The 22,300-nt window shown below is 69.7% G+C and carries 26 protein-coding genes; 3 read left to right on the plus strand and 23 right to left on the minus strand.

The features are described from left to right. Nucleotides 1–5: 5 nt before the first annotated feature. The 4 genes from BN1701_RS36720 to BN1701_RS02095 all read right to left on the minus strand — a co-directional run bounded on the left by BN1701_RS36720 (nt 6) and on the right by BN1701_RS02095 (nt 4,034). Nucleotides 6–683: a peptidoglycan-binding protein gene (locus BN1701_RS36720; protein WP_054044916.1), complete on the minus strand. Its 678-nt coding sequence runs from the start codon at nt 681–683 to the stop codon at nt 6–8. Further along, complete coding sequence (locus tag BN1701_RS02085; RefSeq protein WP_054044918.1) at nt 680–871, minus strand: hypothetical protein; 192 nt, start codon at nt 869–871, stop codon at nt 680–682. The genes BN1701_RS36720 and BN1701_RS02085 overlap by 4 nt, the downstream gene beginning before the upstream one ends. Before the next feature lie 73 nt (nt 872–944). Further along, the gene (locus BN1701_RS02090; protein WP_054044920.1) at nt 945–3,200 is read right to left on the minus strand and encodes a hypothetical protein; all 2,256 of its coding nucleotides are present in this window, start codon (nt 3,198–3,200) and stop codon (nt 945–947) included. A gap of 3 nt (nt 3,201–3,203) precedes the next feature. After that, nucleotides 3,204–4,034 (minus strand): hypothetical protein, encoded by an 831-nt coding sequence (locus BN1701_RS02095; protein ID WP_054044924.1) that lies wholly within the window; start codon nt 4,032–4,034, stop codon nt 3,204–3,206. Between the two features lie 141 nt (nt 4,035–4,175). On the opposite strand from BN1701_RS02095, the gene BN1701_RS02100 reads away from it, so the two are divergent. Further along, nucleotides 4,176–4,427, plus strand: coding sequence for a hypothetical protein (locus BN1701_RS02100; protein ID WP_054044926.1), 252 nt, complete (start codon nt 4,176–4,178; stop codon nt 4,425–4,427). A gap of 40 nt (nt 4,428–4,467) precedes the next feature. On the opposite strand, the gene BN1701_RS02105 is transcribed toward BN1701_RS02100, so the two are convergent. The 8 genes from BN1701_RS02105 to BN1701_RS02140 all read right to left on the minus strand — a co-directional run bounded on the left by BN1701_RS02105 (nt 4,468) and on the right by BN1701_RS02140 (nt 10,282). Next, the gene (locus tag BN1701_RS02105; protein WP_054044928.1) at nt 4,468–7,365 is read right to left on the minus strand and encodes a hypothetical protein; all 2,898 of its coding nucleotides are present in this window, start codon (nt 7,363–7,365) and stop codon (nt 4,468–4,470) included. A 147-nt stretch (nt 7,366–7,512) separates the two neighbouring features. Then, nucleotides 7,513–7,824, minus strand: a complete 312-nt coding sequence (locus tag BN1701_RS02110; RefSeq protein ID WP_054044930.1) for a hypothetical protein — start codon at nt 7,822–7,824, stop codon at nt 7,513–7,515. 74 nt (nt 7,825–7,898) lie between these two features. After that, nucleotides 7,899–8,177, minus strand: coding sequence for a hypothetical protein (locus tag BN1701_RS02115; protein WP_054044932.1), 279 nt, complete (start codon nt 8,175–8,177; stop codon nt 7,899–7,901). Nucleotides 8,178–8,179: 2 nt separating this feature from the next. After that, a complete protein-coding gene (locus tag BN1701_RS02120; RefSeq protein WP_054044934.1) occupies nt 8,180–8,818 on the minus strand; it encodes a hypothetical protein in 639 nt (212 codons plus the stop codon). A gap of 14 nt (nt 8,819–8,832) precedes the next feature. Next, nucleotides 8,833–9,261, minus strand: coding sequence for a hypothetical protein (locus tag BN1701_RS02125; RefSeq protein WP_054044936.1), 429 nt, complete (start codon nt 9,259–9,261; stop codon nt 8,833–8,835). Next, complete coding sequence (locus BN1701_RS02130; protein ID WP_054044937.1) at nt 9,258–9,563, minus strand: hypothetical protein; 306 nt, start codon at nt 9,561–9,563, stop codon at nt 9,258–9,260. Before BN1701_RS02130 ends, BN1701_RS02125 begins: the two co-directional genes overlap by 4 nt. Nucleotides 9,564–9,570: 7 nt before the next feature. Continuing rightward, a complete protein-coding gene (locus BN1701_RS02135) occupies nt 9,571–9,900 on the minus strand; it encodes a head-tail adaptor protein (RefSeq protein WP_054044939.1) in 330 nt (109 codons plus the stop codon). Between the two features lie 22 nt (nt 9,901–9,922). Beyond that, complete coding sequence (locus tag BN1701_RS02140; protein WP_157367729.1) at nt 9,923–10,282, minus strand: Gp19/Gp15/Gp42 family protein; 360 nt, start codon at nt 10,280–10,282, stop codon at nt 9,923–9,925. A 74-nt stretch (nt 10,283–10,356) separates the two neighbouring features. Here BN1701_RS02140 and BN1701_RS02145 point away from each other — a divergent pair, with 74 nt between their 5' ends. After that, nucleotides 10,357–11,727, plus strand: a complete 1,371-nt coding sequence (locus BN1701_RS02145) for a HEPN domain-containing protein (RefSeq protein ID WP_157367730.1) — start codon at nt 10,357–10,359, stop codon at nt 11,725–11,727. 9 nt (nt 11,728–11,736) lie between these two features. On the opposite strand, the gene BN1701_RS02150 is transcribed toward BN1701_RS02145, so the two are convergent. The 3 genes from BN1701_RS02150 to BN1701_RS02160 are packed head-to-tail and all read right to left on the minus strand — an operon-like array spanning nt 11,737 to nt 13,541. Continuing rightward, a complete protein-coding gene (locus BN1701_RS02150; RefSeq protein ID WP_054044946.1) occupies nt 11,737–11,916 on the minus strand; it encodes a hypothetical protein in 180 nt (59 codons plus the stop codon). 11 nt (nt 11,917–11,927) lie between these two features. After that, a complete protein-coding gene (locus BN1701_RS02155; protein ID WP_054044948.1) occupies nt 11,928–12,905 on the minus strand; it encodes a DUF5309 family protein in 978 nt (325 codons plus the stop codon). A gap of 39 nt (nt 12,906–12,944) precedes the next feature. Continuing rightward, nucleotides 12,945–13,541 carry a hypothetical protein gene (locus BN1701_RS02160; RefSeq protein ID WP_054044950.1) on the minus strand — a complete coding sequence of 199 codons (597 nt, stop codon included), beginning with the start codon at nt 13,539–13,541 and terminating at the stop codon, nt 12,945–12,947. 44 nt (nt 13,542–13,585) lie between these two features. On the opposite strand from BN1701_RS02160, the gene BN1701_RS02165 reads away from it, so the two are divergent. Continuing rightward, entirely contained in the window at nt 13,586–13,915 is a 330-nt protein-coding gene (locus BN1701_RS02165) for a helix-turn-helix domain-containing protein (RefSeq protein ID WP_054044952.1), read from the plus strand. Here the strand turns inward: BN1701_RS02165 and BN1701_RS02170 are convergent. The 8 genes from BN1701_RS02170 to BN1701_RS02205 all read right to left on the minus strand — a co-directional run bounded on the left by BN1701_RS02170 (nt 13,908) and on the right by BN1701_RS02205 (nt 21,934). Continuing rightward, nucleotides 13,908–14,870 carry a hypothetical protein gene (locus BN1701_RS02170; RefSeq protein WP_054044954.1) on the minus strand — a complete coding sequence of 321 codons (963 nt, stop codon included), beginning with the start codon at nt 14,868–14,870 and terminating at the stop codon, nt 13,908–13,910. The two genes, BN1701_RS02165 and BN1701_RS02170, sit on opposite strands and share 8 nt — an antisense overlap. Before the next feature lie 5 nt (nt 14,871–14,875). Further along, entirely contained in the window at nt 14,876–16,372 is a 1,497-nt protein-coding gene (locus tag BN1701_RS02175; protein ID WP_231949447.1) for a phage portal protein, read from the minus strand. An 18-nt stretch (nt 16,373–16,390) separates the two neighbouring features. Then, nucleotides 16,391–17,506, minus strand: coding sequence for a hypothetical protein (locus BN1701_RS02180; protein WP_054044955.1), 1,116 nt, complete (start codon nt 17,504–17,506; stop codon nt 16,391–16,393). Then, nucleotides 17,503–19,143 (minus strand): terminase large subunit, encoded by a 1,641-nt coding sequence (locus BN1701_RS02185; RefSeq protein WP_054044957.1) that lies wholly within the window; start codon nt 19,141–19,143, stop codon nt 17,503–17,505. The genes BN1701_RS02180 and BN1701_RS02185 overlap by 4 nt, the downstream gene beginning before the upstream one ends. Before the next feature lie 106 nt (nt 19,144–19,249). Next, nucleotides 19,250–19,666 carry a phage terminase small subunit P27 family gene (locus BN1701_RS02190; RefSeq protein ID WP_231949450.1) on the minus strand — a complete coding sequence of 139 codons (417 nt, stop codon included), beginning with the start codon at nt 19,664–19,666 and terminating at the stop codon, nt 19,250–19,252. A gap of 866 nt (nt 19,667–20,532) precedes the next feature. After that, nucleotides 20,533–20,961 (minus strand): hypothetical protein, encoded by a 429-nt coding sequence (locus BN1701_RS02195; protein ID WP_054044961.1) that lies wholly within the window; start codon nt 20,959–20,961, stop codon nt 20,533–20,535. After that, entirely contained in the window at nt 20,945–21,649 is a 705-nt protein-coding gene (locus tag BN1701_RS02200) for a hypothetical protein (RefSeq protein ID WP_197672034.1), read from the minus strand. The genes BN1701_RS02195 and BN1701_RS02200 overlap by 17 nt, the downstream gene beginning before the upstream one ends. Before the next feature lie 48 nt (nt 21,650–21,697). Beyond that, a complete protein-coding gene (locus tag BN1701_RS02205) occupies nt 21,698–21,934 on the minus strand; it encodes a hypothetical protein (RefSeq protein WP_054044963.1) in 237 nt (78 codons plus the stop codon). Between the last annotated feature and the right edge of the window lie 366 nt (nt 21,935–22,300).

The following is a 22,300-nucleotide window of genomic DNA, read 5'->3' on the forward strand; positions in this document are numbered from 1 at the left end:
GGCGGTCATCGTCCGAGGAGGACGGCCCAGGTGCGTGGCCCGCAGATGCCGTCGGCGGCGAGTCCGGCGCGTTGCTGGAGGTAGCGGACGCGGGCTTCGGTCTTCGGCCCGAACTGGGCGTCGACGGTGAGTCGGGGCAGGGTCGGGTACCAGGCGTTGAGCACCCGCTGGAGTTCGGCGACGGCCGCCCCGGTGCTGCCCTTGCGCACGGTCGGCCGCGCACCCGGCGTGGGGGGCGGCGGCTTGCTGCCCGCCAGTCCCCACGGCTGTCCGCTGTCGTAGCCGCCCTGTGCGAGGGAGACCGAGATGTGGGTGTGGCTGATGTGGGGGTTGGTGCCGGTGTAGGTGCGCCAGGCCCAGCCGGAGGTCGGTGAGGCGATGCGGCGGGCGGAGATGACGTAGGCCCCGGCGCCGAGGGCGGGGTGGCCGGTGGCGCCGAGGTGGCGGACGTGTTCGGCGATGGTGAGGCCGATGCCGGTGTCGCCGCCGATTCCGGCGTCGGCGTCGAAGGCGCGCACGACCCCGATGCCGCGGTTGTCTTTGATCCAGGGGTTGTGGTCGGACTGGCGGGTGGCGTGGGCGGCGTCGCCGATCCAGCCGTCGCTGGTCTTGTCGCGGCCGGGCCACCGGGCGTTGATCTCGGCGCGGAGAACTTCGAGGGCGTGGGCGAGGCGGTAGGTCATGCGACCACCCACATGGCTTCATCGGCGCTCATGTGCGCCTCGGGGTTGTCGTCCTCGGCCGCGGCGAACCCGGAGATCTCGGATGGGTCGGAGACGTAGTCCTCGGCGAACACGGCGCCACCGAGCGGGTAGGCGCTTTCGGTGACGACCGGTTCGTTCGGGTCGGTGGTGTTGGGGTTGTCGGACATGGGTGAGCCCACCTCCTGGGGCTCGATTGGGTCGAGGCCCAGGGGTGGGCCGGTTGGGGTGGAACGAAAGGGGCTAGGCGGGTGGGCGGGTGCGCAGGGTGAGCCGGTCGGTCAGGCCCTCGCTGGTGGAGTGGGAGCGGCGTAGTGCGATCACCGAGCCGGTGATGGGGCCGCCGAGTCCGGTGGGGTCGGTGAGGGTGACGACGTCGCCGAGTTGCACGCGCGGGTCGCCGACGACGGGGATGTCGGCGAGGACGGGGGTGGGTCGAGCGAGGTCGGCCAGCACGGATGCGGCGACGTCGGCGGCGGCGGCCGGGTGGTGCCGGAATCCGCTGTCGGGCAGGTCGAGCACGCGGCGCCCAAAGCGGGCCGCTGATGCGGTGTCGGTGAGGGTGGTGGGCAGGGGCGGGTCGTCGGTGACGGGGAAGCCACGGATCTTGAACGCGGGTTCGCTGCCGTTGGCGAAGCGGATGGGGAAGGTGTTGGCGTTGCTGATGACGACGGCCGCAGCGGCGTCGCCGTCGACCAGGCCGAGGGTGACGGTGACGCTGCTGGTGACTTCGGCGCCGGTGTTGGCGTTGACGACGACGTAGCCGCCGGAGGCAGCGGTGGGCCACTCGGCTTTGGTGTAGCGGAGCAGCGTGGTGCTCAGCCGGGCGCGTTTGTCCAGCGGGAGGGTGAGGAACCTGGTGTTGAGCGCCCCGGTGTCGAGTTCGTCGATGGTGCGCGCGGTGTAGACGACGGCGCTTACGCGTTCGAGCCGGGGCGCGTGCCGGAATGTGATCTCGTTGCGGACCCCGTCCAGCGACGTGGACAGGTCCAGGTCGGCGAGATCGACGTTGGCGCTGATGGTCTTCACCGGGGCCGGAGGGGCCTTGGCGCGGGCGGTGAACCGGAACCGGCCATGCTCAGTGAAGGCGACCAGCCCGTACTCGGCGGCCACGGCCGCCTTGATCACGGTCCAGGAGTCCGCGCCCACGATGTCCGGAAGCCCGGTCATCCAGTTCAACCCGGTGTCGAGGTCGGCCTGCGACACATGCGGCACGCCCCACCCGGCCGGTGGGGCGGCGGCCTCGGCGATCTGCACGCACTGCACGGGCAGACACGTGTTGAGGTACACGTGCCCGCGCGTCTGGCCGACGAGGCTTTGCACGTTGGCCGGCGTGGTGACGGTGGCGGTCTGCACGCCGTCGAGGTGCCAGCGGGTGAACACGCGCAGGTTGTCGATGTCGTAGGTGATCCAGAACCCCACCGAGTGCCAGTCGGCGGCCCCGGTGATCGTCGGGCCGGGGATGGTGGCGGCGACGACGGGGTTGCTGTTGGTGGTGGGGTTGTAGAGCACGCGGGCGGATAGTTGCCCGTTGGTGGAGATCAGGATCTCGACGGTGGCGCCTTCGCGGGTGACCCGCGAGGTGGACGCCTGCACGATGGTGCCGTCGCTGTAGGGGTGGAAGGCGTTCGAGGCCCCGGCCTTGATGTGGAAGTCGAAGACGTGCCCGACCCCGCGGGTGCCGAAGTTGAACCCCACGCCCGCCGTGCGGGAGCCGATCAGGGATCGGATCTCGGGGCCGCCGTTGGCCGCGAGCCCGTAGCGGCCTGCCACGAACTCCGGGACCGCCGAGGTGGTCTTGTCCCCGGAGATGACGCTGCGATTGAACCCGATGTCGGGGTAGAGCCCGCCGTGACAGGTCATCGCCCAGATACAGCCGGGCCGGGGCGGTGGGGACATGTAGATGCCGTTGCGGCGCAACACGAAGTCCACGACCCACTGGGTGTTGACCCGGTCGCGGTAGATCCAGAACGCGGTGTTTCGGTAGGTGCGTTCCTCCGCCGCGCCGACCGGCAGGGTGACGGCGCCGCGTAGCCGTTCGGCCGGGTCCAGGGCCTCGACGGTGACCGTCCGGTTGCGGGCGTTGACTCGCACGGTGCGGGTGGTGCCAGTGAACTGGCGGAGCAGCCGCGGCCCGGCCCTGGTGGTCAACCCGAGGTCGAGGGTGAGCGGCGCGTCCACTTGGTCATCGGCGAGCAGGGTGGCGCCGGTCCCGTAGGGGGAGAACATGCGGGCGATGTCGTGCGGATCCTGGGCACGGGTGCCGGTGAGGGTGGCGGTCAGACTGGCGGCGCTAAACCCCTCCACCAGCGTGCACTCGGCTGGGAGATCCCCGGTGATTGCCCGCTCGACTGTCACCGTGTCGACCACAGTGGACAGATCGGAGAGTGTGTGGGCGAAGCGGGCGTCGCGCGCCCAGTCCACGAGCAACCGTGCCAGCGGTACGCGGTCGGCGGCGGTGACAGCGGCTGCCAGGGCGGGATCGTCAGGTGCTTGCATCGGTCAGACCTCCAGGAGCATGAGGGCCATCGCCCGCGACCCCGGCACGGCGTAGGCGGTGGTGAGCGCGTCAACGGCGACCACCGCGGCACCGCCACCGGGCGCCCACGCGGTGGCGGCCGGACCGGGTTCGAGCTGCCATGCCGTCGTGGTGGCCGTGCCACCAGAGGGGGTGGGCGAGGCGGTGAGCGCGACCCGCACGAGGGCGGCGTTGCCGGTCGGGGTGAACGTGTGGGTCAGGCGCTGCCCGGCCGCGCCAGGGGTGGTCGGGATGGACTCGGTGAACGACAGGTAGGTGTCGGTCTTGTCGTAGAGGGCGGCGGTCCAGCGCAGCGCCACCGCGGCCGACGCTGCCCAGGCCGACATGGTCAGCGGCTCCCCGGGCACGACCGGGATCGGGTCGAGGTAGACCTGTCCGCCTGCGGCCGTTGCCGCCCAGGAGAGGCCACCCGCGAGCGGCAGGGTCGAGGCGGGGACGCCGGTGGTCCATGTGAGGGCACCGGCGCTGGCGGTGAATCCGGTCGTGGTCCGCTCGGCGGACCCGGTTGCCGCGACGTGCGGCGTGAGCCGGTTGGGCCGTTCACCGTCGAGCAGCCACAGTGGTCCGGCCACCATCCCGAGGTGGATCGCGTCGAGGAACGCGGCCGTGCCGGGGTCGAGGTAGGGCCAGGACAGCACCCAGACCCGTTTGACCGCGACCCGGTCGACGGTGACCCGCCCGGTGAGGGAGCGGTGAACCGCGCCGATCCGGGCGGCCGTCGCGTCCGGTGCGCCGCTCAGGGATGGGGAGGGCAGTGCGCGGAGCCCGCCGACCGGGCCGAGTGTGAACGCCACGAGGCATCACCACCCAAATCGCCCGTGGCACGACAGGGGTGCGACCTCGATCGGGTGATCATGCCTGCGTTGCGTCGGCCGCTATGCCGACACCGCCCCTAATGTCGACCCCGCTCGTCTCAACCCCACGAAGGAGTCCTCATGGTGTCGGTGTCCCGCGCGGTCGGTGCGTTCCTTGTCGCGGTCGGTGCGCCGTTGGTGACCGCGGCACCGGCCCTGGCCGACACCCCGGCCCCGAACATCGGTGGCGTCCTCGACGCGGCCAACATCGGGAACTTCACCCCTGCCGCTACGGGCCTTCAGGAGATGGCCGTCGTGCCGGTCCTCGGCAAGTGGGTCGGTAACAACCTCAACAATTTGAGCAACGGCAACGTCATCGACCACTCGCGCTGAGGCACCGCGACCGGCCTTGCTCGGTCGAATCGGTTATGGCTCAGCGGCGGGCGTTTTGTGCGTTGGCGGTGTTGACCAGCCGCGCGACGCCGGCCCCGTCCACGTGCAGCCGCGCCCCGTCGAGTGCGGCGAGGACACCGGCGGCGACGGCCGCGGTGATCGCGGAGGTGTCGGCGCCCATCGGCGACGCCCCGCCCGGCGCGGCAGTGCGTCCGGTCGCGGTGAGGGTGGCGTCCATGTTCAGTGGCAGCGTGGTGGTCAGCGAGTCCAGGTAGGACCGCACGGCCGGTGTCCCGGCTTGCAGGCCGGTGAGCAGACCGCGCATGATCAGGCGGCCGTTATCGACCAGGAGGACGCGGTCGCGGGCGGGCGGTCCTTTCCAGTCGGGCAGCAGGTTGGTCAGCGACTTCAGCTTGTCCTTGATCCACTGCCACGCGGCTTCCAGACCACGGATGAGGCCACGGATGATGTTCTTCCCGGCTTCCACGAGCAGCCCGCCGAGGTCGCCGAGCGCACCGAGGATGCGGCCGGGCAGGTCGATGAAGAACCGCACCAGCCCGTCGAGCGCGCCGCCCACGGCGCCGCGGATCATGTCCCAGATGCCGCCGAAGGCGTTCTTCAGGCCGTTCCAGGCGCGGGACCAGTCGCCGGTGATCAGGCCCATGACGGTGTCGATGATGCCTTGGATGTAGCGCATTGCGCCGCCGATGATCGACCCGATCGTGTCGAACACGCTGCGCACGACGCCGAGCAGCGTGTCCAGGATCGGCATCAGGACGCGGGCCAGGATGTCGATCAGCGGTGCGACCGCGCGAACGAGGGTGGCGAAGGTATCCGCGGCCTGCACGATCACCGGCACCAGCGCGGTGACCAACCCGGTGAGCGGCGGGATGAGCGCCTGCACCAGTTCCAGCAGCGGCGGCACCAGCGGCAGTACCGCCTGCACCACCGTCAGGAATGCTTTCGCGAGTGGCGGCAGGATCGGCGCCAACGCCGACACCGCGGTCACCATGACCTCGCCGAGGGTCTGTCCTATCTGGACCAACGTCGGGGCCGCGTCGGCGAGCGCCCCGGACACCATGGCGGCGACCTGTTCGATCAGCCCGACGATGACCGGCAGCACCGGCTGCACCGCGCGCAACCCGGCGAGCAGCACCTCGCCGAAGACCATCGCGACCTGGCCGAGCAGCGGCAGCACCGCCGCCAGAGCTTGCAGGAACGCGCCGCCGACTGCCGAGATGATCGGTGTGAGCTGGCGCAGCAGGGCCGCGAGCATCGGGGCGAGGGTGCGCAGTGACTCGGCGAGCAGCCCACCGAATTGGGTGATCAACGGGGCCAGGACGCGGGCGAGCTCCAGCAGGGCGGGGGTGATTGAGCGGATCGACTCGCCGACCGCGCCACCCATCAGTGTGGCGACCTCGGCCAGGGCGGGGGCGAGCGCGGCCACGATCGGCGCAAGGGCCTGGGCCGCGGGGACGAGCATGTCCGCGAACGCCTGCGCCGCCGCCCCCAGCACCGGGGCCAGCGCCGCGAACACTTGACCGAGCGGGCCGATCGCAGGCGCGATGGACGCCAGCGCAGTGCCGAGCTGCGGGCCGAGCGCGGCGATCACGGGGGCGATCGAGTCCACCAGCGTGTGGCCGAGAGCCACCAGGATCGGGTCCAGGCCCTTGGCGACGGCGGCGATCCCGCCGAACACCTGCGCCAGCGCGGTCTGCCCGTCAGCGGAACGCAGGAACGCCAGCACCGACCCGGTGACCTGGGTGAGTGTGGTCAGGAACGAGGCGCCGGAGGTGTTCGCCGCGCGGAAGACCGCGGCGATGATCCCGCCGACGTTGCCCACCAGGGTGAACAGCTCGCCCAGCGCGGAGAGGCCCTGCGAGATCCAGGTCTTCAACTGCCCGGTCTCGCGGGCATGGCCGATGAATTCGGCGAACCGCTGCGCGCCCTCGGTGAACCCGCCCGCCAGGGCTGGCAGGAACTGCGCGCCCACGGTTGCGATGTCGCGCAAACCGGCCAGCAGGAACGGCAGTCCTTGCCCCAGTCGACCCACGGTGAGCGCGGTGTCGGCGAAGATCGACCGGACATCGGCAACCGTGCGCGCCTGCCCCAGGAACGCCGCGACGCCGCGCGCGCCCTGGTTCAAGGCCCCGGCGACCCCGGTCATCCCGGCGTCGAGGACCGGGAGATACCGGCCTCCCAGGGTGGTGACCTCGCGGGCGAGCCCGCCGAACAGTCGTTCCTGGACGTGGAGCTGGAGCGCGGTGAACTCCGGGCGCAGCCCGCGCACCGCTTCCGCGGTGGCACGCATCGCCGGGGGCATCTTGTTGATCGCTTCGGCGAACTTCGCCGGGTCCGATTCGGACAGGGCGTCGGTGAAGCCCTCGACGCCGAGCTTGAGTGTCTGGATCACCGCGACCGCGCCGAGTGCGGCGGCCGGGATCAACAGGAGGGACTGCGCCGACGTCGCCGCAGCTCCACCGAGCCCACCGACCACGCCCATTGCGGTGCCCACGGCGGCGGCCATGGCGGCGTAGCGCAGCGTCGCCGCCCCGGTGACCGCAGTCGCACGCACCATCGACCCCGTGGCCTGATCGCTGGCCCGGCCGAGCGCGAGCATGCCGCGCACAGCCGACCCCAACGACCGGTCCGCCACCGCCCGCACCGTGATCTCCCGACCCGACAACCGGCGCAGCAACGCCTGAAACCGGGTTTCGGCCGGGAGCGCGTCCAACTCGGCCAGCAGCCGGATCGCGGTCTGATCACCCTCGCGCGCAGCGACGCGCAGCTGCTCGCGCAGCAGCGCGGTCTGCACTTGCGCGGTCAGGGAGATCGCGGGCGCCCCGGCCTGAGCGGCGCGAACCTGGTCCCGCACGTGCTGCCCCAACCCCTGGAGGCTGGGCAGGATCTTCAGATAGCCGTGGCCGACCGTCGCCATGGGGCATCACGCCCCCGGGGTGATCGAACGGTCATCCACAATGCGCGGAGTTATCCACAGGCACCTGTGTAACGTTCGCGCTGTTCACAGCTATACTGTGAACGAACGGCTCCTCGGCGGACCCCCAGCGCCTTGAGGGGCCGTTCGTTATGTGCGCATCCACTGTGCAATGTCGCGCAACGTCCGCGTCTCCGGTTCGGCCTCGCCATCGGCCGCCCTGGCAGCACGGGCGGTGTCGAGCGGACCGATGAGCTGGTCGTCGGGCACCTGGTGGCCGAGAGCCGCGGCGACCGTGGCCCACAGGACGGTGACGCGCCGCTCGACCGTCGCGAGCAGCACCTCGTGCCGGGTCATGTGGTCCGGGTCGAGTGCCCGCCACAGCGCGGCATCCGGGGGCAGGTGCTGCACAAGGGCGCAGACGCGGCGGTAGGTGAGGCGGCCGCGGTAGAGGTCGAGCAAGTCGACCCCGCCGCGCAGGAGATCAGTTTCGAGTGCGGTTGCGGTGGTGTCGTCCGCGAGGAGGCGGGCGACGGTCAGGGGTTTCCCGCGCCCAGCTCCTTCATGACCGCGACGGAGAACTCCTCGGCGTCGGCCGCGGTGGTGGCCAGGGACCGCCAGGTCGTGTACTGGAGTTCGCCCAGGATCAGCCGCAGCGCTGTCAGGTGCTTGCCGTCCTCCTCGGCCTCCAGCGCCTCCAGCGGGAAGTCCTCGGTGCGAGGGAGTCGGAACCGGGTGGCGCGCCACGTGATCACCGGCCCGGCCTCGGTGGTCGTGGGCTTGCCGGTGGCCTCGGCGCGCTGCTTGGCGCTCATGGTCAGTCTCCCTTGATGTCGGTGGTGGTGAGTGCGGCAAGTCCGGCGCCGCCTGCCGCGATGACGGCGGGGTCGTTGGTCAGCCAGACCGCGAGAACGGTGGAGGCTCCGGCGGGGGCCAGCGCGGCGAAGGTCATGCCCCAGCGGGCTTCCTGGGTGCGCGACCACTGGGCGTCATCGGTCTCGGACACCTCGGCGCGGGGGATGAACAGGCGGTGGTGGTAGACCTCGGTGTCGCTGATGCGGTCGGTCCAGTCCACGCACAGCGCGCGGACGTCGCCCTTGGGGATGGTGGAGATCTCGGCGCGGTACTTCTTCGACCCGACGGGGGCGACCTCAACGAAGGTGAGCCCGCCGAAGTAGGCGGAGAGGACGTCGGCTTTGGTTTCCTGGAACGCCGACTTCACCGAGAGTTCCTGGGACTTGTAGATGTAGCGCGCCGGGGTGAGCTGCTGCCAGTGCTCGGTGCCTTCCTTCTCCACCTTCCGCGCCAACGTCACACCGTCCGGTGTGGACAGTCCGAGACCGCGCCACGCGGTGGCGAGCGGGGTGGTGGCGTCGGGGGGTTCGGCGGTGCCGGGCGGGGCGAGGGACAGTTCCCCGGTTCCGGGGACGCGCACGAGCGCTGAGTTGATCGTCACGAGGACTCCTTCATTCAAGGGCGGGGGGTTCGGGCACGCACCGCGACAGCGGCGGTGGCCAGCGGCGCGGCGGTGTAGGGGTCGATCCCGGCGACCGGCGCCGCGACCGGTTCGACGGCGAGCAGCGCGCCGGGTGAGCGGGTCGCGCACAACAGCCCCACGACGAGCCCGCACAGGGCGGCCGCGGTGTGGGCGCTGGTGTGCCAGGTGGTGAGGCGGATGACGGCGCGCTGCACGGCGGGCCAACCCCAGGTGTGCCCGTCGACCGCGACGAGCACCCAGGGAAGCGACGGCGGCCCCGCGTCGTGGGCGGCCGAGGTGGACACGACGGTGGACACCTTCACCCCGGCCGCGACCGGTTCGAGGCGGGCGGCCAGCGCGGGCCGTAGCTCGCGCACCACCAGTTCCAGCACGTCGACCGGCACCGGGATGGCAGCGGTCATTCGTGCAGGCCCTCCACATCGACGCCCACCGACGCGGCGGCTCGTTTGAGCAGCCCGTGGCGGGCCTCCATGCCGACCCCGGCCGGATGCCGGACCGCGACCGTGGCCGCGGTGCGGTCGCGGGCGGGATCGTCGAAGACCTCGACCGGCACCGGCTCACCACTGGTGACCCGATGCCCCTGGGCGCGGGCGGCGGCCCCGACCTGTTCAGCGACGGCGCGCACGGCGGCGGCCATCTCCGTCGAGCGCAGGATCTCGGCGACCCCGGCATGGTCGATCTCAAACCCGTCGAACGCGGCCATCAGGGCATCACCCCTCAACCCGGCGCAAGACGATCTCGAAGTGCGTGTGCCCGAACCGCGGCGTGAACACCAGCGGCTCCCCGTCGACCTCGAAGACCATGCCGCGCCACTCCACCCGCTCCTGAGGGCCGATCGGCTCGATCGCCCACACCCGCCACCGCGACACCACCGCGGCCCGGCCGGGCTCGGCGTGCTCGGTGGAGGCCAGCGGTTGCATGTGGGCGTAGACGGTGCGCAGCGACGCCGCCGACCCGTAGTGCAACTCCGGGACCGGGTTGCCGTAGGCGTCCATGACTTCGACCGGGTTGACCACGGTGAGCCGGTGCGGCAGTTGCATCACGACACACCCCCGGCCGTGGTCAAGCGGTCCAGATCGAGAACGCCCCACCCGCGCTGGAAGCGGGCGGGCGCAGCAGATCCAGTTCGTCCTCGGTGAGATAGAGCCCGCCCCCGGCGTGCGCGGCCGTGCGCGTGTAGGCACCGATCGTCTCCGAGGCATTGCCGTCCGGCGGAGTCGCCAACGCCCGCAGCACGGCCGTAGAGATCACCCCGACCGCCGTGGGCGGGGCGGGGGACGACAGGCCCGGCACTCGCGCGTGGACGAGGGCGGTGGCGTCGGCGATCAGAACCGCGACCCGAGACTGTTGCTCCGGGGTAAACGCGACGTCGGTGCGAGCCTGGACATCGACCACTGTGGCCAAGGGAGGATGCGACGGCATGCGATCACTCCCGGACAACGAACGCTTAGACTCCGGATGCACGCAAGGGACTGCTTCGACCTCAGGAGGTGGGTGTGGCGTCCATCATCGGCGAGCTTAAATCCACCCTGTCAACGGTGTACGTGGATACGGCGAGGGCAGTTCTCCATCGTCTCGAACGCGCCGGTGTTCCGCAGACGATTGATGCCGAACGTGCTGTCTTCCAGCGGTTGAGTTCAACCCAGTCGGCCGCCAGATACGAGTCAAGTTCCGAAAATGTCCTCACGGCACCTCCATCGCTGATGCCGGAAGGACCCTGGCTCGGCGATCAGGAGATGGTCGCGGTGCGAGCGTGTTCGGCGAAGCTCGCCGAACACGCTGCTGCGTCCCTTCCGTACTGGGCACCGTTTCCCGCCCCGGTTGGACCGCTGCTCGGTCCCGGTGTTGGCGTTCCACAGTACGCGGAGGACGCATCCGGATGGGTTGCACGGATGATTGTTGCGCCTGCCCTCTATCACCACCTGGCGCTACTTCCCCGTGTCGATCAAGCCGATGACGCAACCGCGCGAGCATTCGCTGAGGACGTCCTCGCGGTCGTGACCGCGACCGACCTCCGTTACCTTGTCACATTGCCGTTCAGTGGCATCTACATGGGCGAATCGGACCCGATCACCGTCGGGGACGTCACTGTCCGCTCCTTATCGTCCGTTGAGCAGGGCGCAATCTTCCAGCAACGCGCCCGATTCACGTCACTGATGCTTGACTTTGGGGAAGTGCCATACTCCGCGCTGGAGTTGCGCGTCTCGGGACCCCGCACCGAGCAACACCTGACCGTGTGCGATCGCATACCGGCGTTGACGACCGCATTCCAATTGCACGGCTACGAAATTTCAGGTCGGTTCGCGATCGAACGCTCCGATCCGCCGTGGGTACGCGACGGTCAGGGACATTTCCCGTCGGGCTTGCCACGACGGTCGTGGCCCGCAGACGCCGATGCGGAGTTCTCAGCGAATGATCTTGAGGCGATTGTCAAGACGGCCAAGTTGCTTGAGCGCCACCATGTGAGTGAGCCAGCGTCGGCCCAAGACTTGGCCCTGCATCGTTTCGCGGCAGGGCTGGCACGTGAGAGTCACGCCGACGGGGTGGTCGACTTCACGATCGCGTTGGAGGCGCTCCTACTTCCCTACGATGAGAACGCGCGGCATGGGGACCTTGGCTACCGGTTTCGGGTGCACGGTGCTCACTATCTGGCAGAGGACCCAGCCGAACGGCGAGACGTCTGGAAGCAGTTGAAGGGCATCTATGAGACGCGAAGCCGACTAGTGCACGGCGGCAAATACCCTGTCAAGGGCGAGATCGTGAAGATCCACGATCTCGCTCGTGACTTCGCCCGCCGGGGACTCTTGCGGGCGCTTGTGGAGGGCTTTCCGACCTCGCAGATGTTCACCGACATGGCATTGAGCTGAGACCAGCACTCACATGCCCGCAGCCTCCTTGGCAGGTCGTCCGCCGACCGCGCGCACCCCGAGTTCGGTGGGCAGGCCGCGCAGGGCTTCGGTGGTGTTCTTGTCGGTGACGTCGGCGAGTCCCTTGTGGAAGGTGACGTCGAGGTCGTGGACGACGAGTTCGGGGTAGGTGTCGCTGGTGAACTTCACGGAGTTTCTCCTTAGCTGGTGGCGAGTCCGGTGATCTTGCCGTGGGCGATCTCGGGTCCGTACTCCAGGCCGATCTCGCCGTAGATCTGGGCGGTGTCCTTGGCGCCGGTCTTTGCCAGTGGTTCGGAGAACAGGAAGCCCTTGCCGGGCGTTTCCAGGAAGATCGGGGCGCACTGGTCCAGGGACACGGCTGAGACGGTGTCGGAGGGCATGTGCCGGTTGAGCATCACCGCGAGCCGCCCGAAGTCGGTTTCGATGGTGGTGACGGCGACGCCTGCGACGTTGCGGGTTTCCTCGCGGTAGTTCTTCTTGGTGATGAACTCGTCGGTGAGCTTGCGTTTCTGCCAGGCGTTGCACATGAGCGCGGCGGTCTCGGAGACCTGGATGCCGCCGTTCTCCCACACCTTCTGCAAGAGGTCGAGGACCATCTTCTCGGTCAGCGCGGTGGGGGCGGCGTTGGTGATGACGTTGGTGACGGTGGCGGCGAGGATGCCGCGGGTCTTGCGGGCGGTGCTGTTGGTCGAGGGTTCCTGGAAGGTGCCGGTGACGAAGCTGGCTTCGACGTCGCGGGCGATCTGGACCAGGGCGATGCGGGTCTGCCAGTCCATCTCGGTCGACACGGCGTTGGTGCCGCCGATCGCGGCGGCGTTGGGGTGGGCGGAGCCGGTGGCGGCGAACATGTTCTGCGTGGCCTGCCGGGTGTAGGTGACGCCGACGGTTTCCTGGTGGATCTCCAGGACGTTGCGGTCCTGCCCGCGCACCCTGGTCTCGGCGGCCGGGGCGTCGGCGCCTTCCACCCGCTGCCGGTTGGGGTCCGGCGGGCGCAGGTCGTACACGGACCAGGTGTGGACGATCCCGTTGGCGCGCTTGCCACCGGTCAGGCCGCCGATGGCGGACAGGAATGGGGTGTCGGCGGGGGTCAGGGCGAACAGTTCGCCCACGAAGTTGGGGGCGTTGAAGGTGTTGGCGATAGCGGCCACACCAGGCATGGTTTCTCCTTACGTGGTAACGGAACCGGGCGTGGCCGGTCAGGGCTGCTTGCGGGCCATCTCGGCCAAACGCTGGTTCTTCAAGGTGATCGCGGTCGCCCAGTCCCCGGCCTGCTCGGCGGCCGTGATCTGCGCGTCCACCCCGCCGGCCGGGCCACCGGGGCGAGGCCCCTGCGATAGGTCCGGGGCGGGACGGCGCGGCCCCTCGGCGCGGGTCAGGTGCGGGCGGGCGGTGAGCACCGCGGCCAGGTCGGTGCCGATCGCGGCGGTGTCGATCTCCCCGTCGGCGCTGACGTAGCGGTCGCGGTCATCGAGGTAGCGGGGCGCGTCGGACGGGTCGGCCCACCCGGTGGCGGCGGCGCGGATCTCCGCGTCCACCGCCCGCCGCCGCAACGCGACGGCGGCGGCCTCGGCCTGCTCGGCGCGCGCGGTCGCCTTCTCCGCCTCGGTCTGCTGCGCGGCCTCTAGCTCATCCAGGCGGTTTGCCTTCGCGCTGTGGTCGCGCGCGGTCTGCTCGGCACGGGTCAGCTTGGCCTGCGCCTGCTCATAAAGGGACTTGAAGTCCGGTCCGTCGGCGGGCGGAGTGGGCACGAGGTCAGTCGCGGTCGTGCCGATGTCGTTGGGCTGGTTGTCCACATGTCTCCTTGACAAGACGTGCCAGTACTGCTGATACTGGCGATATGACTAAGAACCTGGTTTCGTTTGGACAGTTCATCCGCAGGCAGCGTGAGAAGTTGGGGCTTACGCAGGCCCAACTCGCTGCACGGGTTGGCCGTGCGCAGGTGACGGTCTCGGAGTGGGAGCGCGGAGTTGCGCAACCGTCCGACCTGCGGGCACTTGCTGATGCGTTGGAGATGGAGCTTGACGCCTTGGGCCACGCGCTAAAGGCTGCCTTCATCGCAAACGACGACGTCGAGGAGGCACTTCAACGTCAAACCCTGCTAACCCAGAAGGAGATCGACGCGCTGATCTTGATCTATCGGGGTCTTCTCGCCGGAAAGGTCAACTAGTGATGTACCCGTATCGGCGAAGCCTGATCAGCAGATGCTCACGGTCACCACCATCGGCGAATATTTGAGCGGCGGTTGGGCGGGCTATGTCGCGGCGGCGGTACTGCCCGCCGCTGCCGCTGGTGTTGCCGAGCCCGTCGGCAGCGCCGCGCGTGGTGGAGTACTTGCGGTGTCCGGCGACGTAGACGGCCCCGGCGCGGCGGGCATTGACCACCCCGGCGATGTCGGCCCCGGCCCGGATCGCTTCGGCGTCCTTGACGCCGAACGCCTTGTCCTGCTCGGCGCGGGTCATCGCGGCGAACAGCGCGGTCGGGGTGTTGCCGGGGTCGTTGGTCTGCCACTGGTCGCGGGTGACGGGGCGCATCTGGCAGTCGCAGCGTGGGTGCCGGGCGAATCCGTCGCTGAGTGGGTAGAGGCGTCCGGCGAGGATGAGGCACCGCCCGCACGCGGGGAGCCGCACGACCCGCTCGTATCCCGCGACCGCGGGTTCGGTGAGCATCGCGGTGTGGACGGCGACGCGGCTGGTGTCGGTGATCTCTGTGGCGGTGTAGGTGAGCAGCCGTTGCAGGCTGATCTCGCGGACGTGGCTGGGGGCCATGCCCATGCCGAGTGCGCGACGCAGGTAGCCGATGACGTGGTCAAGCAGCCTTGTGAGGGTGAGTCCGTTCGCTGCGCACCCGGCGAACGCCCCCGCGACCAGCTTCCCGACCGGGGCGGAGACGGCGTTGGCGGCCAGGAGGGCGGCGGCGACGTAGGCTGCGGCGGGGGCGGCGGTCTGGACTTGGGCTTCCTCGATTGCGATCACCGCGCGCGGCCGGACGTCGGTCTCCCACGAACCGATGAGATCGTCGGGGCGCAGCCGTTGCCAGGCGTCCTGAACGGTGTCGACCGCGTCGCGCACCACCCGTTGCTGGTCCTCGTAGAGCTGATCGTCGGGGATGGTCGGGGCGGTCACGGTTGTCACCTCCCAAGCGGTGCCTGGAACGTCGGCGGGCTCGGCCGCGCCGAGACGTCGACCGGGTCGGCGGGCGCGTCGGGGTCGGTGTCGCGGGTGGGTTTGGGGCCGAACTCGGCGGCCTGGTCGCCGCCGACGACGCGGGTGTAGGCGTCGCGGTCCTCGGCTTCCATGTCGAGGATCTGCGCGTCCGAGTAGCCCAGGGCGCGGCGGGAGGCGCGGCGCGGGAGCAGCTTGTCGGCGGCGTAGAGCTTGGTGACCGCGTCGGCTTGGGCGGCGAAGGTCGGGGTGGCGGCGTCGACCCACATGGTCTCCATCCGCAACGCCTCCGGCGGCACCACACCGTCGCGGACGAGCAGGACCAGGCGCATGACCTGCTCCCACCCGTCGCCGAACGAGCGTTGCCGCCGCTCCGCGCGCTTGATGTGTCGTCCTTCCGAGGAGCGGATGCCGTCGGCGGAGGCGGGGTTCTCGGTGGCGTAGCCGAGGAAGTGCGGCGGCAACCCCGATAGCGACGCCACGAGCCGCGCCAGTGCGTTCAACGTGTTGTGGAAGTTGGATAAATCGGCCTCGGGGAACTGGCCGACCGCGACCCCGTCTTCCTTGGGGCTCTTGGGCGAGGCCCACAGCACCCCGGCCACCGCCTGCCACGGCGTGAGCGGATTGCCTTGTGCGTCAACGAAATCGTCTTGATCGAACCCGAGCGCGTACCGGCGTGGCATCGCGTGGAATTCCGCGGACACCATCATGTCGGTGGCGATCTTGCACGCGGCGTCCGACAGCGGGATCACGCTGGCCAGCTCCGACCGGCCGAGTGTGACCGGCTTGCCTCGGCGGCGGCTGGTGCGCGGCCGGTTCACCAACGGCACCACAGGGACGACGCCGAGGTTGTGGTCGTCGCGGTCGGTCTCGGTCCACGCCTTGCCGCCATCGGCGGAGGTGAACCAGATCGTGGTGTCCGGCAGGTACAGGGTGGCGTGCGAGGCGACCTGGGAGGAGGTGCCCGGGGCGGCCTCGTCGTCGGACCAGCGTTTCAACGCCGCGCGGACGCGGCGGGTGCGCGGGTCGAGTTCGGCGTGCACCTCCAACGGCGACTCCACCGTCACCAATGGCGTCTGCTCGTCGTCCTCGTTGGTGCCGACGATCGCGAACGCCCGCCCGGTCACCAACGCGTCGATGTGCGCCTGTTGGGCGTGCAGGTCCAGCCGGTTGGCCTGCCAGATCCGCCACAGATCCCGGTCGGCGGCGTCGCGGCCGCCGAGCCGGAACCCGGTCACGTCCAACCGCTCATCCAACGAGTCCACGACCAACTCGGGCCAGTTCACCACCACTTGGCGGACGCGGCCGTCGAGGCGGCGCAGCAACTCCGGGTGCATGTACGACAGCGACTGCTCGCCCTCGTAGTAGGCGTCGTGCCGTTCCAGGTCGGGTATCTGCCCGTTGTGCTGGGTGGCCAGCCGGGTGATCCACGTGCCGGCGGGGAGGTCGAGGTCGGTCGCCACAGGCCCACCCCCTCGTGGTCAGTGCACGTCGAGGAACCCGATGCGGTGGACGAGGGTTTCGATGCCGTTGCTGGCTTTGCACCAGATCGCGCGTGGCCCGGCCGGGAGTTCCAGTGCCCCGGAGCCGACGAGGATCAAGGCGGCGGGGGCTTCCCAGACGCCCGGCCGCCAGTCGGTGGTGGTGGGGGTGTGGGCGGCGGCGGGGGTGGTGGCGAACCACACGTCGAGCGCGGGCAGCGGGCCGGGCCGGGTGTTGGTGATGGTGACGGCGAGGAAGAAGCGCTCGCCCGCGCTTTGGTGCAGTCGCACGGGAACCTCCGCGGCGATCAGTGTCCACGCGACGCCCATCGGTCCCCAGTGCAGCGTCAGGTCACGGGCGCCGGGGGTGTCGGCGATCACCGCGCCCCCGGTGAGGCGGGTGTTGTCCAGGGCCAGCGTCGGTGTGGTGGCGAGGTTGACGGGGGCGTAGTGGTCGTCGGAGCCCCATCGGTTGCCGGTGAGGACGAACCCGCCGGTCACGGCCCCGGCGACGATCGTGGTGCCGCCGCCGTTGAGCAGGCAGTCCCGCACGACGATGTCGCGGTTGCCGCCCTGGGTGTTCTCCAGGAACAGGGCGGCGTGCAGGACATCGGTCCCGTTGACCTGTGCCCACGGGCCGAGATCGACCGTGCAGCGGCGCAGCGTGAGTCCGTCGATCCCGCGTACCTGGATGCCGTCGGCGTGCGCGTCGGCCCTCGGCACGGGGTTGCGCAGTGTCGAGTCCACGATGGTGATGCGGCGGCATGGGCCGGTGTCGGAGGTGATGTGCAGCAGGTCCGACGCCGAGGTGTGCAGGTCGACGTGATCGAGCACGGCATTGTCCACACCCGACAGGGACAGCCCGCCCGCGACCCTGGTGTGGGTCATCGTCAGCCGGTCGCCGCCGAGCACGGTCCCGGACCCGAACTCGCAGTCCACGAGGGCGAGGTCGTCGGCGCCGGACTGGTAGAAAACCGGGAGCGTCACCGCGGGGAACAGGACGCGTTCGTAGCGGCCGGGCGGGATCTGCGGCAGCCCCGTATACGGGGTGAGCGGCGCACCCGGTCGTGGCCCGGTGGCCGCGGTGCTCGCCCACGGCCCGGTGGGGGCGGTCATCCCATCACCACCATCCGCGACGACTTGCGGACCTTCTGCCCGCGCAGCCGCCACCCCGACACCGCCATCGCGGCCGTGGGGACGGCGTCGATGCGTTTGCCGGTCTTGCCGCGCTCGGGCTTGTCCGGCCGGATCAGGTCTGGCTCCCCGGCCGGGTGGCGGACCTCGACGGAGTCGAAGCAGAACGCCGCGACCGGGTTGCCGTGGTGCGACCAGCCACGCGACTTGGTCAGGGCCATCAGTTCGGTCATCCCGTGGGTCATGCCCTTGTAGGTCTGCGGCACCGGGTACATCGGCACACCCGTGCGCCGTTCCAACCGCTGGCGGACGGGTTCGCCTGACCACTCGTCGTAGGAGATGTCCGCGACGCGGAGCAGGCCGGTGTCGCCGACGATGTCGGCCTCGATGACGTCGTAGTCGATGACTTCGCCCTCGGTCGTGGTGATCCACCCGGCGTCGACCCACTGGGACACGCGCCGGTCGGTGCGCTCATCGAGGAAGGTCACCGCAGCTTCGGGCAGCCAGAACCGCCACAATGCGGACGGGTGCCCGTCGATGCCGTCTGGGACGATCAGACACCACGCGGTCAGGTCGAGCTTGGACGCGAGGTCGAGCCCGCCCCATGCCGGGCGCTTCGCCAACTGGTCGCGCAGCCGCTCCGGGTCGGACGCGGGTGTGCCGACGCACGCGGTGTAGAGGTGCATCGGCATCCAGCGGGACGCCTGGGCGACCCACTGATTGAGCCGGAACTGCCGGAACGCGTTCTCCCGCGCCGGGTCGTTGCGTGCCTCCAGGGCCTCTTCGCGGAGGGCGGCGAGGGAGAGGAAGTCGCCGAGGGCGGGGTTGGCGTAGTGCCAGTTCGTCTCGTCCCACGGGTCGGCGTCCTCGGGCAGGTTCCGTAGGTACACGAACCGGTGCGGCGCCCTTGCTGGGGCGTCGGCGATCTTGACGCACTCGTCGTGCTCGGCTTTCGCGAAGGATGTCGGGTCGTTGCCCGCGGTGGTGGCGGCGATGAGCAGTGGTTCGAGGCGGGTGCCCATGCCGGTGCGCATCGCGGTCCAGAAGTCGCCGTTGGGCTGGGTCAGGACCTCGTCGAAGATCACGCACGAGGGGTTGGAGCCGAGGTTGCCAAGTGCGTCGGCGGGGACGACGACGTAGACGCTGTTGGTCTTCTCGTCCACGATCCGCGCCGAGTGCTCGATCACCCGCAGGCGGCGGGACAGGACTGGGGAGAGGGCGACCATGCGGGCGGCGACGTTGAACACGAGCTTCGCTTGGTCGGTGTCGCGTGCGCAGCCGTAGACCTCGGCGGACTCGACGCCGTCCCCGCACAGCATGTAGAGGGCGACGAAGGCGAGAAGTTCGGACTTGCCGTTCTTGCGGGCGATCTCGACCCACGCGATGCGGAACCGCCGCACGTAGCAGGAGGCTTCCTCGTCCCAGCGGACCTCGCCGAACAGCGGGCGCACGATGTCCTCGCGCTGCCACTCCGCGAGGATGAACGGGGTGCGCGCCCACCGGTCCTTGGTGTGGACGCAGATCTCCTCGGCGAACGCCTGCGCGTGATCGGCCCGCGGCTTGCAGAAATGGTCGCCGCGCTTGCGGCAGGTGCGGCCGTCGAAGGTCCGGCCGCACACCGGCAACCGCGCCCCACGGTTGGTCGTCGTGTGTGGTTGGGGCGTAGCGGTGCCAGTGCGCGGCCGGGCCTTCGCGGTGGTGCCGCCCCGGGCGGGGCGGCGGGGGTTAGCTGAGGAGGCGGTTGGCGCCTTGGCCGGTGGCGTCATGGGCCACCTCGACCTTGATCGCCTGCCGATCAGACGGGGTGAGGCCGAAGCGGGCGGCGAACTGGAGGAACACGCGCTCGGCGTCTGCCTGGACCTGCAGCGCCGGGTTCTTCATCAACCCCGCCCCACCCTGCACCAGCAACGCCGACCCATTCACGAGCTGCGTCGCCGACCGGTAGCGGGCCAGCGCCTCACACAGCACCAGGAACGCGTCGGTGTCCCACACGGTCAGGACGCCGCGGTCGGTCAGACCTGGGGCTAGCCGCTCCCAGATGGCGCGGGCGGCGTCGGATGCCCAGTCCGGGCAGATGATCTCCAGCTCAGGAGGAGTCGGTTCCGCAGCGTTGATGCGGTCCTTGCGGTCGCCGTGAAGCACTCGCAGTGGCGTCGGCTTCGCCGGAGGGCCTCTTTTGCCCATGGGTGACTCCAAAAGGTGAGAATGCATCAGTTGCACGATAAGCGGTATGTATCGTGCGGTAAGCGGCAGCGTTTATAACGGAACGATATACCTAGCAAGGCTCAGCTTTTGTTGCCCACACAGAGGTTGACACGATGAGCACGTTTTCGTGCCAATTTGCTGCCGTAGCGTTCGCTGGCAGGGGGATGACCCAAACCCTTTGCGCCCAAGGGGAGCGCTGGGCGGTGACGAGCCGCGCGGGTTCGGTCGAGGTGTAGGCCGATTTGCCGCTGAAAGATCTTGCTCGCGACGAACGGGTTTCCACGCGGTGAAATAGGAACGGCTCCCCCAGAATGGGAGAGCCGTTCGGGCTCCTCTGCCCGGGTCCTGATGTCGCGACGGCCTTGCCAAGCAGATTCGCGTCATCTGGTCGAGAGTTGACAAAGGAGATATTGCGCTGACAAAGATACGACGAACAACCCGACTTGCGCCAGCCCGATCCAGGGTTGGCTTGTCACGTCGGTTCTCGGTTGGATCAATGACAGTCCTACTCGGCCACAGTTGGCGAGCCACTGCGCGTGCCGCATCGGTGCTCGTCGTGCTCATCGTGGTCACGGCCGCCTGCGCGCGGCTGTTTGACGTGCAGGTGGCAATCGGACCGATTGTGATCAAGTCCGGCAGCGCGCAATGAGTGCGGGCGGGTCACCACGGGATCAGCTCGTGGTGACCCGCCCGGTCGGGAGTCACGTACCGGAGCTGCGACCGCCGCTGGGGCTGGCGGCGCGGCGGGAGAAGACGCGGCGGACGCCCGCTGCGGCGCGGGCGAAGGCTCGACGCATGATCGGTTACTCCTTCCTGTCGGTGTCGGGTTCATCGGTGGGCATCTCGATGGCGAGGGTGCGGGCGACGGCGTAGCCGTCGAGGTATTTGTCTCCGACCGCCATCAGGCGCGCGGCGCGGAGGAACGCTTCCTTGTCCTCGCGGGTCTTGAAGCACACGGCGAACCAGTACTCGGAGTCGGTGGCCAGGCGGAACCGGTCGTCCTCGCGTTTGGTGCGCTCGCGGAATCCTTTGGCCAAAGCGTCCAGTTCGGCCGTGGAGTCGGTCTCCAGGTCGCCGGTGTAGTCGACGTCGGCGAGTGGGTCGGGTTCGGGTTCGGCGTTGAGCTGGGCGAGAAGGTCTTCTTGGGAGGTGGGTCCGCCGATGGCTGCGCTGGCCTGGAGTTGGGCGAGTAGGTCGCCGTTCGGGTCGGCAGGCTCAGCGGGTGAGGTCACGGCGGAACACCTCCAGGTCGGCGAGCGGGAACCACTCCAGGACTCGGGCGTAGTCGCGTGGCGCGTTGTCCATGATCGGTTTGAGGAACCGGTAGTCGAGGCCGTCGAAGCTGCGGCCGAACCACTCGTACTCCGGGGGCAGCGGGCAATGGTGGCGGGCGAGGGTGGCGCGGACGTCGGCGATGCGCCAGTCCCACACGATCTTGACCTTGCGGTTCGTCGTGTGGAGTGGGCCGTGGGTGACCAGGGCCATCCGCCGGTTCGGCGAGTCAGCGGCGCGCACCCCGTCGGCGTTCCACGCCCCGGGCAGGTCGAGCACGTCGCGGAGCATGTCGGCCAGTTCCTCGTAGGCGAATTCGGGGAACTGTGCGGCTTCGATGACCGCGCACCGTTCCGGGGGTTGGAATACGAATCGGTTGAGCCAGCGGATCAGCGACGGGTGTGGCAGGTTGATGATCCGCTGGCCGAAGAAGTCCTCGTAGAACTTCAGTGAGTCGGCCACGAAGCGCAGTCCCGGCACCAGGTACAGGTGATACGGCACGACGGTGATCCCGGCCTCGCGCATCGCCAGCCACGCGGCCAGGGAGTCCTTGCCGCGGGAGAAGCCGAGCAGAACCGGTTTCCCCTCGGCGGCGATGTCGGCGCGGATCTGCTCCGAGGGTGTGATCCCGTCAATGACGATCGGCATAGGCGCCTCCCGTAGAAGTGGACACCCGGGCACCGGATGGTGCGCGAGTCACCGTGTGGTCGCGGTGGGCGCTGACGGGTCGGTGCGGCGGATAAGCCGCCCGACCCCGGTGTGAGACAGCGACGTGTGGTCGGCGATGCGGCGATGTGAGGCGCCGAGCGCTTTCGCTTGCCGTATCAGGGATTCCCGCTCGCCGCGCCACGCCAGGTACTGGTCGTCGGCCTGGTCCAGGTCGGCCAGGACCGCGTGCAGGTCGTGGTCCCGGGCGGTGATCGGATCGGTCACCGGGGCCTCCCGGGGCGGCGTGGGATCGGGCGGGTCGGAAACTTGGCGGGACACATCCGGCCCTCAGTGGCTTGTGCACTCCTGGGCGGCTGAGGGGTGACCCCCCTGGGGTCGGCTGAGTGGTCCTCTGCGGATCGGTCACCCCGGGCGGGGTGAGGGCTCCGGGGGCAGGCTCACGGGTGGCCATGGCGGTGGACAGCGGCACGGCACGGGCAGGGGTCACGGGTGGTTCCATCCTCCCCGGGTGCGGCGGTCGGTGGCGGTGACCCGGGAATGGCAGCGGCCACACAGCCCGCGACCGCGCGCCGGGTGATCGGGGTCAAGCCCTTGGGCCACCAGTTCACGGCGGGTGAGCGGCCAGTGATC

The organism is Alloactinosynnema sp. L-07 (assembly GCF_900070365.1).
Classification (GTDB): Bacteria; Actinomycetota; Actinomycetes; order Mycobacteriales; family Pseudonocardiaceae; genus Actinokineospora.